The sequence below is a fragment of the Paraburkholderia suaedae genome (assembly GCF_040812055.1).
In the GTDB taxonomy this organism is placed as follows: Bacteria; Pseudomonadota; Gammaproteobacteria; order Burkholderiales; family Burkholderiaceae; genus Paraburkholderia.
Genome location: NZ_JBFOAH010000011.1, coordinates 183522 through 198490, shown reverse-complemented (window position 1 = coordinate 198490; position 14969 = coordinate 183522). Strand labels below are relative to the sequence as shown.

The window sequence follows — 14969 nt, the reverse complement described above, 5'->3', positions numbered from 1 at the left end:
TTTTTCCACGCCTTGATCGACTTCATCGACCACAGCGAGAGAGACCTCACTGGAAATGACAGCATGCTGGGGGTAGCATGCGAGGAATCCGTCCACCCAAGCAATGGTTGCGCAGTGGGCTGCAGCTCAACTGGATCGTTCAGGTCAAAAGATCACCGATGTCAACCAACCCTATCAAACTCGAACATCCTCGCGCTGACGGACTTCATGATCTGAGCGTCAGAAAGTATGGTTTTTTGCTGCTCGACAATTTCTCGTTGATCGCACTCGGTGCCGCGGTCGATCCTTTGCGGATCGCCAACATGATCATTGGGCGCCGGGTCTACGACTACCAACTGATTAGCGCAGGAGGAGACTGTGTCAAATCGAGCGACGGCATCCGCGTTCTGCCGGATGCGACGATCGACGACTCCGGCGCATTCGATGCCCTCTTCGTAGTGGGTCCCAATCCGATTCCGCGCAAGGGCACCGGCGCGGTGCTCGACTGGCTGCGTCTGCATGCGCGCAGCGGCACGGCGCTGGGCGGCCTTGACACGGGTAGCTACTTTCTGGCCCGTGCCGGTTTACTGAACGGCTACCGGTGCACGATTCACTGGGAGGATCAGGACGTTCTGATGGGCCAATTCCCGAAGCTGATCGTGTCCAATCGCCTGTATGAAGTAGACCGGGATCGCTATACCTGCAGCGGCGGAGTCGCGCCGCTGGACCTGATGATCCAACTGCTGGGGATGCCACCCGGCAGCCGCTCGCTTGCCGCGCGCGTGCTGGAGTTGCTGGTTGCGGAACGGCGCAGTCATGAGCAACAGCAGCGCACATCGCTGCGTCAATACATGGGCGCCGAGCACGTGAAGCTCGACGAGGCGCTGCAGATCATGGAAAGCAACGTCGAGGAGCCGCTTTCCATGGTGGAAGTGGCTTCGTTTCTGGGCGTCTCGCAACGCCAGCTCGAGCGATGGTTCAGCGAGCGGACCGGCAAAACGCCGGCTCAGGCCTATCTGGAGATTCGCCTGCTGCGCGCCCGGCAGCTGCTCTACCGCACGGGTAAGCCACTCGAAGAAGTCTGTTCGCAAACCGGCTTCACCTCGACGACTCACTTCGCAACGCGTTATAAGGCCCAGTTCAACATATCGCCGATGGCCGATCGACGGCGTTATCAGAACGCGCTTTAAAGCACACCGCCCGGGGCTTTTTTCCAGTCTGGAAGCACTGCGCGCCATTGCTGCGCGTGGACGAGTACGTCTGCCCCATGCATCGATCCGACAGCCGAAGCGCATGCAGTGGTAAACCCTCGATGTCGAAATCACGGAACATGGTGTCGCTTCAGGAAATGTTCCAAACCGGCGAACTTCTACTATTGCTCACACCTGTTGGATTCTTTGACAAAGGAGCGAGCGCATGAAACTGGAAAATCTGATTCGGATCGAGAACGGCGAAAAGGTGAAGCACACCTTCTCCGACGCGGAATACGCGAACCGTCAAGGCAAGCTGCGCGCATTGATGGCCAACGAGAATATCGACGCCGTGCTGTTCACGTCGTATCACAACATCAACTACTACGCGGACTTTCTGTATTGCTCGTTTGGCCGCAAGTATGGATTGGTGGTGACCCCCGGAAAGGTGGTCTCGATCTCGGCCAATATCGACGGCGGGCAGCCGTGGCGCCGCACGGTCGGCGACTATAACGTGGTCTATACCGACTGGCAGCGCGACAACTTCTTTCGCGCCGTGGCACAGGAAATAGACAATAAAGGGCGGGTCGGCATCGAGTTCGATCACGTGCCGGTGGACGTGCTCGAGAAGCTCAAAGCGGCGCTGCCATCGGTGCAATTCGTCGATATCGGCGCACCGACCATGCGCATGCGCATGATCAAGTCCGCCGAGGAAATCGAAGTCATCAAGCATGGCGCCAATGTGTGCGATGTGGGTGGCGCCGCGCTGGCGGCAGCGGTGCATGAGGGCGTGCCGGAACACGAAGTGGCCCTGGCCTCGACCCAGGCGATGGTGCGCGAGATTGCAAAACGTTTCCCCCATTCGGAACTGATGGACACGTGGACGTGGTTCCAGTCAGGTATCAACACGGACGGCGCCCACAATCCGGTCACCACGCGCAAGGTGCAAAAGGGCGACATCCTGAGCCTGAACTGCTTTTCGATGATTGCCGGCTACTACACGGCGCTCGAGCGCACGATGTTCTTCGATCACTGCTCGGACGAGCACTTGCGTTTGTGGAAGGTCAACGTCGAAGTGCATGAAGCCGGACTGAAACTCATTAAACCGGGGGCACGCTGCAGCGATATCGCTCACGAGCTGAACCGGATTTACGCGGAGTACAACCTGCTGCAATACCGCACGTTCGGTTACGGCCACTCGTTCGGCGTGCTCTCGCACTATTACGGCCGCGAAGCGGGCCTGGAACTGCGTGAAGACATCGACACGGTGCTCGAACCGAACATGGTCGTCTCGATGGAACCGATGATCATGCTGCCGCAAGGGCTGCCGGGTGCGGGTGGTTATCGGGAGCACGACATCCTGGTGGTCGGCGAGAAGGGCGCAACCAACATCACCGGTTTCGCTTACGGTCCCGAGCACAACATCATCAAGGGCTGACGCAGCCTGGACCGGACCAATCGCGACCCGATCCTGCGGCTGCGGCCGCAGGCATAAACACGTTGTTGGAGACGTTTCAATGTTTTCGAAAGAACAGACCATCGCCGGCTTTGATCCGGAGTTGTCCGACGCGATGCGCCTCGAACGCCAGCGTCAGGAAGCGCATATCGAACTGATCGCGTCGGAAAATTACGCGAGCCCGCGTGTGCTCGAGGCGCAAGGTTCCGTGCTCACGAACAAATACGCTGAGGGATATCCGGGCAAGCGTTACTACGGCGGGTGTGAACACGTCGATGTGGTCGAGTCGCTGGCAATCGAGCGGGCGAGACAGCTGTTCGGCGCCGACTATGCGAACGTGCAGCCGCATAGCGGTTCACAGGCCAACGCCGCGGTCTACCTCGCGCTGCTCGCGCCGGGCGACACGATCCTCGGCATGAGTCTGGCGCACGGCGGCCACCTCACGCACGGCGCGAAAGTGTCGTTCTCGGGCAAGCTTTACAACGCAGTACAGTACGGCGTGGATCCGCAGACCGGTCTGATCGACTATGACGAGATCGAGCGCCTGGCGCTCGAGCATCGGCCGAAAATGATCGTGGCGGGTTTTTCCGCTTATTCGCGTGTGCTGGATTTCGCGCGTTTTCGTGAGATTGCGGATCGCGTGAACGCCTATCTGTTTGTCGATATGGCGCATGTGGCGGGACTCGTCGCTGCCGGTCTGTATCCGAATCCGTTGCCATTCGCCGACGTCGTCACGACCACTACGCACAAGACGCTACGCGGTCCGCGCGGCGGCCTGATCCTCGCCAGGGCCAACGAGGCGATCGAAAAGAAGCTGAGTTCAATGGTATTTCCCGGCACGCAAGGCGGGCCGCTGATGCATGTCATCGCGGCCAAGGCGGTGGCATTCAAGGAAGCGTCGGGTGCTGAATTCAAGGCTTATCAGCAGGCGACGCTGGCCAATGCGCGAGCCATGGTGGTCGTATTCAACGAACGCGGCTACGACGTCGTGTCGAACGGGACAGACGATCATCTTTTCCTCGTGAGCCTGATCGCGAAAGGCATTACGGGAAAGGATGCAGACGCCGCGCTCGGTCGTGCGCACATTACGGTCAACAAGAATACGGTGCCGAACGATCCGCAGTCGCCGTTCGTGACGAGTGGCATCCGCATCGGCACACCGGCCATCACGACTCGCGGATTCGGCGAAGCGGATGCGGCGCTGACGGCCACGCTGATCTGCGACGTGCTCGACAACCTCGGTGATCCACAGATCGAAAATCGCGTTCGCGAACAGGTGTCGGGGCTGTGCGCACGCTTTCCGGTGTATGTGGGTTTCTGAGCGCGCTGTGAATGAGAGCCGGGTATTTGAACGGCTCGTCTCGGTGCGGGGATGAACGCCGACCAATTTCCAATTTCCTCCTTCCGTTGAGACCGCTCGCTGCAACGGGTTGCTAGTTTCGCGGCTTTCCGGCTCGCAGGATGGCAGCGACATTCGCGAGCCTGCGAAGCAGTATGGATCGTTGCGAAAAATGGCGGCTATCGGGTTGTCGTAGAGGACAATATAGTCAGGAATGCAAATCGCCATGGCGCGACAGTTCATGGCGTGCTTCGCCATCCATGAACTGGGTGCGCTGCGATGACGCTCAGCAGTCGTGGTGCAGGTTGATCATCGTATAGGCGAGCGTCTTGAACCAAGAGAGAGCGCCCGCGCGAAGCGAGGCTGGCGGATCTCGCGTGCTGCAGGCGCAGCTCCTGCGGCGTGGGTACCACCTCGCCGGCCTCGATGTACAGGTTGGCATCGTGGACCTTCACGTCGAGCCGGTCCTCTGTCACGCCCGGCAGATCCGCCCACACCGTGACGCCGTGGCATCCTCGAAGATGTCCACGGGCGGCGTTAGCGTAATCCGGCGTTGTGACCGGTCGTATTCGTGGCGGACCACCGCCGTATCATCTGACTCTGTCGCCGTACGACGATCTGCTATGGTGAGCGTCCTTGAAACGAACGATGTAACCGACGATGAAGACGCGAAACGCCGCCGTGAGCAAGGTGCTCAAACGTCTTCACTATCCGTTGGATGCAATCCTGATGTGCGTGCGGTGGTATGTGGCCATCCGCTGAGCCTGCGCCAGCTTGAGCCAATATTTTCGCAACATCTAGTTCCAGGCGAGGTCATGCTCGGCTTGAAACGTTTCAGTAGCGCCGCGATCACGCTCGCAGGCATCGAATTGATGCATTGCATTCGCAAGGGGGAATTTAACCTTGCCGGCTTGCGACTAAAAGACACTACTGCGCCGGCTGTGTGGAGTGTGGTCCTGTCGGTTCAATAAGATCCTGTTTATAGACAGCAGATCGCCCGGACGAATTATCTGCGCCAGAGCCATCAGAAGTGCATTGCCTTGCCATTCTTATCGCCACAAGGGCTTTGAAATGTGATCGCGGAAGCCATTCGTCTGCCGCTGATCGATTCCGCGTGCTCGCAACATAAGCAGTACTTCGCATAGCGATCTCGCCTGCTCCTCAAACCTATCGCGGCAAAAGCCCGGCACTGCAACCGATTCGCCCGTGCCATTTTCACCGTGGGAGCCACGTCCTCTGGCATCGCTTAGCGTGTCGACGTCGTTCTCTTCTGTCTTCCGCAGCGAGACGATACACAGCGCGCACAACTTCGCTCTGTGCGTTCGCCCACATGTGTACGCGTGCTGCGAAGCGGGCGCTACAAGCGTGGTGCCACGTGTGCAACAAGGCGGTCCAGCAGGATTCTTTCGCACTTTTCCGGCTTTTTCTGCCCGCCACGCGGGGCCTCCAGGCGATGCAGCGTTTTCGCGTCGCGCATTGCGCATCGACGCATGAGTTGCGCGCTGTATCAAGTTTGAATCAATTAGGACCTCTATTGCAATGCACAAGCAGGACCATTGCTGCGCATGACACATGCATCGAGCGAGTCCGTCTTTTCGCCACTTAATCGTGCCGATAACGAGGATTGGGGAGTTCAGCGACGCAACGTATTTGCCGCTTTGCGGATGCGCTGCAGCATTTTTTCCCGTCGATCGTTGACCCGAAAGGCTCTGGCGCCTCCTGGCACGGACTTCGCTAGAAGCCTCGCCGCCCAGATGTACCGGTCAATGCGTATCGGGGGTGACCGGATGACGTACAAGACGCTGAACTCCACGCCGCACGCCAGAGCTCGAGGCCCTTAATGCACCTCCATGCGTCATTTGCATGGCGCAAGGACTCGTTTTGACTGACCGTCGGCATCGACAAACGAGGGACCATGAAAACTATTCGCTCTAGCCGACGCAAGCACGCCGCAGTCAAGGCCGCAGCCCTGCTGCTGATGCTGCTGATGCGCGACTACTGCGCTGCGCAGCCGGCCACTGCGTCCGAGGCACAGGAGAACATTGCAGAAGGGACCGCAACGAAAGACACGGTTGCTGAAGGCAAAGTCGTGTCCGAACGCGACCAGCTTCGCACTCGTATTTTCAACGAAGCCGGGGAGGGCGCGCCGCAGCTTGCATTGCGGGAGGCGCGCGTCAGTGCGGATGCGTTCTCCGCACACGACCTGCTGCAGATCGAAGCGCTCGTCGTCGAAACGGAAGTGCATTGGGGACGTCAGCAGGCGCTCGCGACGGACGAGCCCGACCGTCTTGCGCAAAGCCGAACCGCGCTTAAGCACATCGACGACATGCTCGGCCGCATTCCGGCCGGCGACGACTACGCGGACGTGCGCCGTTCCGTGCTCGTCGAACGTGTCGCGGCACTGCAAGGCCTCGGCCGGATGAAGGAAGCGACCGCGTTGTACGAGGACCTGGCGCGCTCCGCGGAACCGATGCCCGCCCATACCTATGCTGCAGCAGGCGACGCATACACGTATCTCGACCAGCCGCGCAAGGCCGCGCCCGCTTATGAGCGCGCATTGCAGACGCCCGTCGCGCCGCTGGTGCCGTCGCTCGAACCGCACGCGCTCAAGCGGATCGACGTGGAGGAAGGCCTCTTCTTTGCGTACCTCGACTCGGGCCGTTACGAGAACGCACGGCAACTGCTGAAATCAATCGCGGCGAGCACGCCGATTCGCGCGGACCTGGCCGAGCATCCGGAAGACGTCAACGAAGACTACGGCCGCGTGAAAAAGCTTCAGGCGCAGTACCTGCTCTACACGGACCGCACGCGCGAAGGCGTGGCGGCGCTCGATGAATTGCGCCACGACGCGCCGTTCGATCCCGCATTGATCAGTGCGCGCTCGGATGCATCGCTCGTGCAGCAACGTCCGCATGAAGCCGAGAAAAGTTACGCAGGCACGCTCGTCGATCACCCCGGCGACGTCGAAACGCTCGCCGGCCTCGGCCAGACCTCGTTGCAACTGAACCAGTATGACCGGGCAGCGGAAATCAACGCAACCTTCGGCGATCGTTTTCCCGACAACAACACGGTGAAGACGTTTCAACGCGACTTCGAGGCGTACAAGAGCCCGCAGTTGATCGTCGCGGCGAACGGGCAGAAGGGCAACTCGGTCATCGCAGACGAAGACTGGGGCATCGATACCCAGCTCTATTCGATGCCGATCGCGGACTACTGGCGCGTCTTCGCGCATCAGTTCAGCGGACGAGCGAACACGGGCGACGGCACCAGCGTGAGCCGCATTCGCAACGGCATCGGCGGCGACTTCCGGTTTCATGGCATCGACGCCGCCGCCGAAGTGAACCACTCGACGGGACCGCAAGCGAAGACGGGCGGCGCCGGCAGCCTGAGCTTCGAGCCCGATGACCACTGGAAATTCTCGGCGGGCGTCGACAGCAACGTCAATACGCTGCCGTGGAAGGCCTATCAGGCGGGCGTGACGGGCCGCGCGGCGACGGGCGAAGTTCGCTACCGCGTCGACGATTACCGCTACTTCGAACTGAGCTACGGCGCCTCGCGCTACAGCGACTCGAACCTGAACCAGGCGTGGGTGGCGACGTGGTACGAGCGCCTGATCAACACGCCAAGCCACCTCGTCGCAACCTGGGTCGAACTGAACACGAGCAGCAACACGCTCGCGAACACAGCGTACTTCAATCCGCATCGCGACCTGACCGCGCAGGTCACCGCGATGTACCAGTGGACCTCGTGGCGCAACGCGGACCAGTCGCTGGCGAACCGCGCGTATGCGACGGTCGGCGGCTACCGGCAGACCGACATCGGCAACAGCATATTGTGGGAGGTCCGCCTCGAACAGCAGTGGCAGTTCAGCGCGCACGCATCGCTCGCATACGGCATCGGTGTATCGAGCCAGAGCATGGACCGCTCGCGCGAGATCAGCAAGCTCATCTACCTGAACCTGAACATTCCTCTGTAGGCCATCATGGACAAGCTCAATCGCAGACGCTTTCTTGCTTTCGCCGCCGGGCTCGCCGCGGTTCCCGCTGCGCAGGCACGCCTCGCGCTCGACCGTTTGCCCCCGCCGGACGCTGACGACGGTCTCACGTTCCGCGTGCTCGCGATTCACGACGTGCGCGACGACCTTCACGCGGATGTGTCGACGGTCGCCGACACCTGCGCGATCAGCACCGCGACGCTCAGCACGATCTTCGCGTGGCTGAAGGCGAAAGACTTCCGCCCCGTCAGCGTCGATCAGATCGTCGCGTCGCGCAACGGCGGCCCGCGCCTGCCGCCACGCGCCGTGCTGCTCACTTTCGACGATGCCTATAAAAGCCAGTACACGCGCGCTTTCCCGCTGTTGCAGGAATACGGCTATCCGGCGCTTGTCGGCGTCGTGACGCGCTGGACCGATACGCCGGCCGGCCAGGGGGTGCGGATCAGCCATAAGTCCGTGATGCCACCTGACTACTTCATGAGCTGGGACGACCTGCGGGAAATGGCGCAATCGGGTCTCGTCGAAATCGCCTCGCACACGCATGACATGCACCACGGCGCGCTTGCGAATCCGCAGGGCAACGAGCTGCCAGCCGCCAGCGCGCATCTGTATCTCGCCGATCTGAAACGCTACGAAACCGACGACGAATACCACGCACGCGTGCAGGGCGACCTGCAGCGCAGCGTCGATCTGATCAGGCAGAACACGGGCGTCACCGTGCGCTCCGCGGTATGGCCGTACGGCATGTACAACGCCGCGCTGATCAAGGCCTCGCAGGCGCTCGGCATGGCCGTGCACTTCACGCTCGACGACGGTCCGAACACGCCCGACGTGCCGCTCACGCAGATCCGGCGTCTGCTCGTGTCGTATGACTGGGACGTCGGCACGCTGATCGCGCAGATGCGTTCGTCGCAGGCGTATCGCGGCGAGCACAACCCGGTGGAGCGCGTCGTCAACGTATCGCTCGACGAGATGTACGACCCGGACCCGAGCAAAAGCGAGGAGAAGCTCGGGCGGCTGCTCGACCGCATCAAGGATCTCGAACCGAAGTCGGTGTACCTGAACGCGTATTCGGATCCGGACAACACGGGGGTTGCGCGCGCGATGTACTTCCCGAACCGCCATCTGCCGATGCGCGCCGATCTGTTCAACCGCACCGCGTGGCAACTGATTACGCGCGCTGGCGTACAGGTCTACGCCCGCATGCCGCTGCTCGCATTCGCACTGCCGTCGCTGCATCCGGCGGCGGGTCGTCTCGTCGAGGTGGCGGCCGGCAGCCCCGATGCCGCGCGCGACGCGCGCATGCCGCGCCTCAGCCCATTCGACCCCGTCGCGCGCGCCGTGATTCAGGACCTGTACGACGACCTCACGCGCTATGCGAGCTTCAACGGCGTCGTGTTCGGCCCGGATGCGACGCTCAACGCCTACGAAGACACAAGCGCTGCGGCGCTTGCCGTCTACCGGTCGTGGGGCCTGCCTGCCGACATCGCGCAGATCCACGCATCGGACGAACTGATGCAGCGCTGGGCCGGCGGCAAGACCGCGTATCTGAATGCGTTCACCAACCAGCTCGCCGAGCGCGTGCGCGCCTATCAGGGCGGCGGCAACGTGCTGACCGCGCGCACGTTGCTCGCAGAGGCCGTGTTCGATGCGAACGCCGAGCGCAACTTTTCGCAGAGCCTCGGGTCGGCGGTCGCGAATTACGACTTCGTCGCACTGGTCGCGGCGCCTGGCGCTGTTGGTGCACGACCGGACGATGCATGGCTCGACGGGCTGACGAAGGCAGTGAGGAAGCAGCCGGGCGCACTGGCGAAGACGGTGTTCGAGTTGCCGGCCGTCAACCATGAGACGCAACACGCCGTCGAAGCGGCCGTGCTGCGCGCGCAGATGAAGCGGCTCAATGCGGCGGGTGTCGTGCATCTGGGCTACGGGCCCGATGACTTCCTCGCCAACCGGCCGGACACCACCGTGTTGCGCGACGTGATGTCGGTGCAAAGCACGCTGCGATCGAACCAGGGGATGTTGGGTTGAGCGTCGGGTGAGACCGTCACGCAAAACCCACGCTAGGGGACAAAAATGAAGAATGTAATGAGCGTCATATCGAACTTCGTCTTTTACTATCCGCTTTTGATGGCGTATCTGTGGATGGTGGGCGGACTGCTGCACTATCTGCTGATCGAACATAAGGACGCGGGCCAGCATACGGCGGGACCGCTGCCGTCCTATCCGAAAGTGTCGGTGGTGGTGCCTTGCTATAACGAAGCGGACAACGTGCGCGAGGTGATCGCGTGTCTGGATCAGCTCAACTATCCGAACTACAACGTCATCGCGATCAACGACGGCAGCCGTGACCAAACGGGCGAGATCCTCAACGAACTGGTCAGCCTCTATCCAAAGCTGGTGGTCGTGCATCAACACCAGAACGAGGGCAAGGCGATCGGCCTCACGACGGCTGCGATGCTGAGCGATGCCGAGTACCTGATGTGCATCGACGGCGACTCCCTGCTCGACAAGGAAGCGATCGGCTGGATGCTGCACCACTTCATCGACGACGCGTCGGTTGGCGCGGTGACGGGCAACCCGCGCATCCGCACGCGTTCATCGCTGCTGGGCCGCATGCAGGTGGGAGAGTTCTCTTCGATCGTCGGCCTCATCAAGCGCACTCAGCATATGTATGGGCGTTTGCTGACGGTCTCGGGCGTCGTGTCGATGTTCCGCAAGCGCGCGTTGCAGGAAGTCGGCTACTGGAGTTCCGACATGCTGACGGAAGACATCGACATCAGCTGGAAGCTTCAGGTGCAAGGCTGGCAGGTGCATTTCGAATCGCGCGCACTCAGCTGGATCCTGATGCCGGAGACGCTCCGCGGCCTCTACAAGCAGCGTCTGCGCTGGGCGAAGGGCGGCATTCAGGTGTTGTTCAAGTATGCGGGCGCCATGCTGTCCCGTAGCAACATGATGATGTGGCCGATCTTCCTCGAATACGCAGTCAGCATCGTATGGGCGTACTGCATGCTGTTCACGCTCGTGATGATGGCGGCTACTGCGATGTTGATGTTGCCTGAAACGTGGCGCTTCGCGTTCGTTCCCCGTGGCACGGGCGTGCTGTTGTTCGCCACGTGCTGCGCGCAGATCCTGCTTGGCTGTCTGATCGACCGGCGCTACGACAAGAACCTGATGCGCTATTTCATCGACACCATCTGGTATCCGGCCGCATTCTGGGCCATCAGCATGATTGCGTCGGTCATCGCATTGCCCGGCGTCGTCATCCAGCGGCGCCGCAAGCGCGCCCGCTGGGTCAGTCCCGATCGCGGCATCCGCTCGAGCGGCGCCGTGACGGCCGATTCATCCACGGGGTTAGTCGCAGCGCCGCAGTTCGGCGCCTCGCTCGACGTCACGCAATCCGCTCAACATCCCTGAGAAGAGAACACACCATGAACTTCCCGATCATCGATGTCTCGAAGCAGTCCGTCGCTCAGTTCGCGACAGAATCGAGCAAGCACAAGGCATTGCGCTCCGTCGCGTGGTATCGCATCGTACGGCCGGCGCTCGTGCTGTGCACGTGGCTGCTGGCGGCCGCCTATATCCGCTGGTGTCTTACCAATGCAAGTGCCGAAGAGTTGTCGCTCGACGCGTTCATGCCCGGCATCGCCGGCATAACGGCCGTCGCGGCGACGATGGTTCTTTGGACCCTCGGCCGCCAGATGGACGTGATGAACAGCAACCGCGTGCGCCGTATGCCGGTCAGCGCCGACGCACCGCATCATACGACGCGCGATATCGACGTCGGGGAAGCGGGCCGCTGCCTCGTCGCCTATCACGACGACGACGGCATCATCTCGCACGTCGTATCGATGCCCGAATTCGAGCGCCAGGCTGCCTGAGGGCGCCGCGCAGAAGCTCACAACCATTACGGAACGCACCACGGAGACCACCATGTGCGGAATAGTAGGAGCAGTGGCGCAACGCGACGTCGTCGCGGTTCTCACCGAGGGATTGCGCCGCCTCGAATATCGCGGCTACGACTCGTGCGGTGTCGCGGTATTGCAGCAAGGTGCGCCGCGCCGCGTGCGCAGCGTCGAGCGAGTCGCGAACCTTGCGACGCAGATCGAGCAAGCGCGGCTGTCGGGCACGATTGGCGTTGCGCATACACGCTGGGCGACGCACGGCGCGCCCGTCACCGACAACGCGCACCCGATTTTTTCACGCGACGAGATCGCGCTGGTTCACAACGGCATCATCGAAAATCATGAAGTACTGCGCGACGAACTGAAGGCGCTCGGCTACGCGTTCGAATCGGATACCGACACGGAAGTGATCGCGCACCTGATTCACTACACGCGGGAACGGGACGCGTCGGGCGATCTGCTGACGGCCGTGCAACGCTCGTTGCAACGTCTGCGCGGCGCGTATGCGATTGCCGTGTTCGCCAAGAATGAGCCGGACCGCGTGATCGGTGCGCGTGCCGGTTCGCCGCTCGTGATCGGCGTCGGCGAGCGCGGCACCTATCTGGCGTCGGACGCGATGGCGCTGTCGGGCACCGCGGAGCATTTCATCTTCCTGGAAGAAGGGGACGTCGCGGTGCTGTCGTGCGACGGCGTGCATATCGTCGATCGCGACGGCGCGACCGTGCGGCGCGAAGTACAAATGCAGCACGCGAGCCACTACGCGGCGGAACTCGGACCGTATCGCCACTACATGCAGAAGGAGATTTTCGAGCAACCGGATGTGCTCGCCGATGCCACCGAGCGCGTGCGGGCGATCACGCCCGCGCTGTTCGGCGCGAAAGCGGAGCGCGCATTCGGCGAGATCGATTCGCTGCTGTTGCTCGCGTGTGGCACGAGCTATTACTCCGCGTTGACGGCAAAGCACTGGATCGAGTCGATTGCGGGCTTGCCGACGCAGGTCGAAGTGGCGAGCGAATACCGCTACCGCGAAAGCGTCGTCAATCCGTGCGCGATGGTGGTGGTCGTATCGCAATCGGGCGAGACAGCCGACACGCTGGCGGCGCTCAAGCACGCGCAGCAGATTGGCCATCACCATACGCTCGCGATCTGCAACGTCGCCCATAGCTCGATGATGCGACAGACCGAACTGCAATACCTGACCGGCGCGGGACCGGAAATCGGCGTCGCCTCGACGAAGGCGTTCACGACGCAACTGGTCGCGCTCTACGTGCTCGCGCTGACGCTCGCCAAGCAGCGCAATCGCCTGAATGCCGTCGACGAAACAACGGCGTTGCGGCAACTGCATCATCTGCCGGCCGCATTGAACAGCGTGCTCGCGCTGGAGCCGCAGATCGTCGCGTGGGCCCAGGCGTTGGCGCGCAAGGACCATGCGCTCTTTCTCGGCCGCGGTGTGCACTATCCGATCGCACTGGAAGGCGCGCTGAAGATGAAGGAAATCTCGTACGTGCATGCCGAGGCATATCCCGCGGGCGAACTGAAACATGGGCCGCTCGCGATCGTCACGAACGAAATGCCCGTCATCACGATTGCGCCGAACAATGCGCTGATCGAAAAGCTGAAGTCGAACATGCAGGAAGTACGCGCGCGCGGTGGTCAGCTGTTCGTGTTCGCGGATGCCGATGCGCAGATCGCAAGCGACGAAGGCATGCGCGTGATCAGACTGCCCGAACACTATGGGCCGCTGTCGCCAATCGTCCATGTCGTGCCCTTGCAGTTGCTCGCATATCACACCGCCTGTGCGCGCGGCACCGATGTCGACAAGCCGCGCAACCTCGCGAAATCCGTCACTGTGGAGTGAGCCCAGCATGCGGACGACGTTTGCGGTTCTTGTAGTGGCGGCCGCATGCGGCGTCACGTCTGGCCTGGTCCCGTGCGCTTCGGCGGCCGGAACCAGGGCGAAGGCGACCGGTGTGCCGCGCATGCCGACGGGCGACCTGCGCGCCTATATGCACGGGATTGGCGTGACGACCAACGCGCGCGGCGTGTCGACCGTGTTCTTCAGCAGCTCGGGCCTGCCGCCACGCGGCGCTGGCCGCGACCGCAACTGGACACACGACGTGTACGTCGCGCGCTGGACGCCGCAGCAGGCGAACCTCGATAGGCCGCGCGTGTTCATCAGTCGGCCGGAAGCGCAGGAGCCGGTGTCGGTTGCGCAAAACGACGGTGGCCGCGTGATGGTGACGTTCGAAGATGGCTGGAATACGCCGAACGAGGTGAGCCAGCGTTATGGCGTCTACACATCGAATCTCCGGAGCGTGCGGCCTTATCCCGTCGACGTGTTGTCGGGCGGTCATTCGGGGCACGTCGCGGCGGTCGGCTCCCGCTTCGTTGTGTTCTATTCGAACGACTGGATCGACGGCGGCGGCGTCGACAATCTGGGAACCGGCGACGGCGTCTACGCGAAGATTTACGACGGTGACGGCGCGCTGGTGCAGGCGGTCGACGTCGCGCCCCGAGTGCGCGAGTGGTGGCCGATGATCGCCGGTTCGCCGACGCGCGCGCTGCTCGTGTGGCAGCAATATGTGGCTGGCGAAACTTTCGCGCGGCTCAAGGTCGCGACGCTCGATCCCGCGACTGGCGCGCTTGGCGGATCGCGCGTGATTGCGCCGCGTTTGCAGTACTACACGTATGCGGCCGCTTACGTGCCGTCCGTCGACCGCTTTCTGGTGGTCGCCACGGGAGGGGACGGCAAAGGCTTTGCGCAACTCATCGATCAGAACGGCGAAACCACCGCGACGCTCACGTGCATGCCGGCGTCGGTGCGCGAAGCGGGCATTGCTGTAATCGGCGATCGTGCGTTCACGCCGTCACAGGATGGACGGCTGCTGCATTTGCGGTTGACGGATTCATCGATCGAACTGGCGGGCACGCAGCCGTCACCGATCAAATGGACCTACACGGGCAGCATCGGACTAGTGCGATCGCCGACGCAATTGCATTGGGTCGCGACGAATCCCAAAGGCCTGCAGGAAGCGGAGTTCGATCTGAATGCGGTAAAGACGGCGATGGCTGCGGATCGCTGTGAGACGCCGTGAAAAGCTTGATC

9 protein-coding genes and 3 pseudogenes are annotated in these 14969 nt (G+C 62.0%); 11 read left to right on the top strand and 1 reads right to left on the bottom strand.

From position 1 onward, the window contains the following. Positions 1-158 precede the first annotated feature (158 nt). The 3 genes from ABQJ48_RS17485 (at position 159) to glyA (ending at position 3946) form a co-directional block, all read left to right on the top strand. On the top strand, positions 159-1169 hold the full coding sequence (locus ABQJ48_RS17485; protein ID WP_367839246.1) for a GlxA family transcriptional regulator: 1011 nt from the start codon (positions 159-161) through the stop codon (positions 1167-1169). Positions 1170-1395: 226 nt separating this feature from the next. Then, a complete protein-coding gene (locus ABQJ48_RS17480) occupies positions 1396-2607 on the top strand; it encodes a M24 family metallopeptidase (RefSeq protein WP_367839245.1) in 1212 nt (403 codons plus the stop codon). A gap of 79 nt (positions 2608-2686) precedes the next feature. Further along, positions 2687-3946, top strand: a complete 1260-nt coding sequence (gene glyA / locus ABQJ48_RS17475; RefSeq protein ID WP_367839244.1) for a serine hydroxymethyltransferase — start codon at positions 2687-2689, stop codon at positions 3944-3946. Positions 3947-4294: 348 nt separating this feature from the next. Here the strand turns inward: glyA and ABQJ48_RS17470 are convergent. Then, positions 4295-4589, bottom strand: a pseudogene (locus tag ABQJ48_RS17470) (Hsp20/alpha crystallin family protein); the annotation flags it as partial. Between the two features lie 35 nt (positions 4590-4624). Here ABQJ48_RS17470 and ABQJ48_RS17465 point away from each other — a divergent pair. The 8 genes and pseudogenes from ABQJ48_RS17465 to ABQJ48_RS17430 form a co-directional block, all read left to right on the top strand. Further along, positions 4625-4758: pseudogene (locus tag ABQJ48_RS17465) on the top strand (IS6 family transposase); the annotation flags it as partial. A gap of 21 nt (positions 4759-4779) precedes the next feature. Continuing rightward, a pseudogene (locus ABQJ48_RS17460) lies at positions 4780-4935 on the top strand (IS6 family transposase); the annotation flags it as partial. A 944-nt stretch (positions 4936-5879) separates the two neighbouring features. Next, positions 5880-7940: a poly-beta-1,6 N-acetyl-D-glucosamine export porin PgaA gene (gene pgaA, locus ABQJ48_RS17455; protein WP_367839242.1), complete on the top strand. Its 2061-nt coding sequence runs from the start codon at positions 5880-5882 to the stop codon at positions 7938-7940. 6 nt (positions 7941-7946) lie between these two features. Further along, positions 7947-9989: a poly-beta-1,6-N-acetyl-D-glucosamine N-deacetylase PgaB gene (gene pgaB / locus ABQJ48_RS17450; protein ID WP_367839241.1), complete on the top strand. Its 2043-nt coding sequence runs from the start codon at positions 7947-7949 to the stop codon at positions 9987-9989. 57 nt (positions 9990-10046) lie between these two features. Continuing rightward, entirely contained in the window at positions 10047-11375 is a 1329-nt protein-coding gene (pgaC, locus tag ABQJ48_RS17445) for a poly-beta-1,6-N-acetyl-D-glucosamine synthase (RefSeq protein ID WP_367839240.1), read from the top strand. A gap of 14 nt (positions 11376-11389) precedes the next feature. Next, entirely contained in the window at positions 11390-11839 is a 450-nt protein-coding gene (locus ABQJ48_RS17440; RefSeq protein ID WP_367839239.1) for a hypothetical protein, read from the top strand. Positions 11840-11891: 52 nt separating this feature from the next. Beyond that, positions 11892-13721 carry a glutamine--fructose-6-phosphate transaminase (isomerizing) gene (gene glmS / locus ABQJ48_RS17435; protein ID WP_367839238.1) on the top strand — a complete coding sequence of 610 codons (1830 nt, stop codon included), beginning with the start codon at positions 11892-11894 and terminating at the stop codon, positions 13719-13721. Between the two features lie 7 nt (positions 13722-13728). Next, the gene (locus ABQJ48_RS17430; RefSeq protein WP_367839237.1) at positions 13729-14958 is read left to right on the top strand and encodes a hypothetical protein; all 1230 of its coding nucleotides are present in this window, start codon (positions 13729-13731) and stop codon (positions 14956-14958) included. Positions 14959-14969 lie beyond the last annotated feature (11 nt).

Bases quoted from the DNA above. Each gene is read 5' to 3' on its own strand.
- pgaC (WP_367839240.1), top strand. From the start codon at position 10,047: ATGAGCGTCATATCGAACTTCGTCTTTTACTATCCGCTTTTGATGGCG.
- ABQJ48_RS17440 (WP_367839239.1), top strand. From the start codon at position 11,390: ATGAACTTCCCGATCATCGATGTCTCGAAGCAGTCCGTCGCTCAGTTC.
- glyA (WP_367839244.1), top strand. From the start codon at position 2,687: ATGTTTTCGAAAGAACAGACCATCGCCGGCTTTGATCCGGAGTTGTCC.
- pgaB (WP_367839241.1), top strand. From the start codon at position 7,947: ATGGACAAGCTCAATCGCAGACGCTTTCTTGCTTTCGCCGCCGGGCTC.
- ABQJ48_RS17480 (WP_367839245.1), top strand. From the start codon at position 1,396: ATGAAACTGGAAAATCTGATTCGGATCGAGAACGGCGAAAAGGTGAAG.
- pgaA (WP_367839242.1), top strand. From the start codon at position 5,880: ATGAAAACTATTCGCTCTAGCCGACGCAAGCACGCCGCAGTCAAGGCC.
- ABQJ48_RS17485 (WP_367839246.1), top strand. From the start codon at position 159: ATGTCAACCAACCCTATCAAACTCGAACATCCTCGCGCTGACGGACTT.
- glmS (WP_367839238.1), top strand. From the start codon at position 11,892: ATGTGCGGAATAGTAGGAGCAGTGGCGCAACGCGACGTCGTCGCGGTT.
- ABQJ48_RS17430 (WP_367839237.1), top strand. From the start codon at position 13,729: ATGCGGACGACGTTTGCGGTTCTTGTAGTGGCGGCCGCATGCGGCGTC.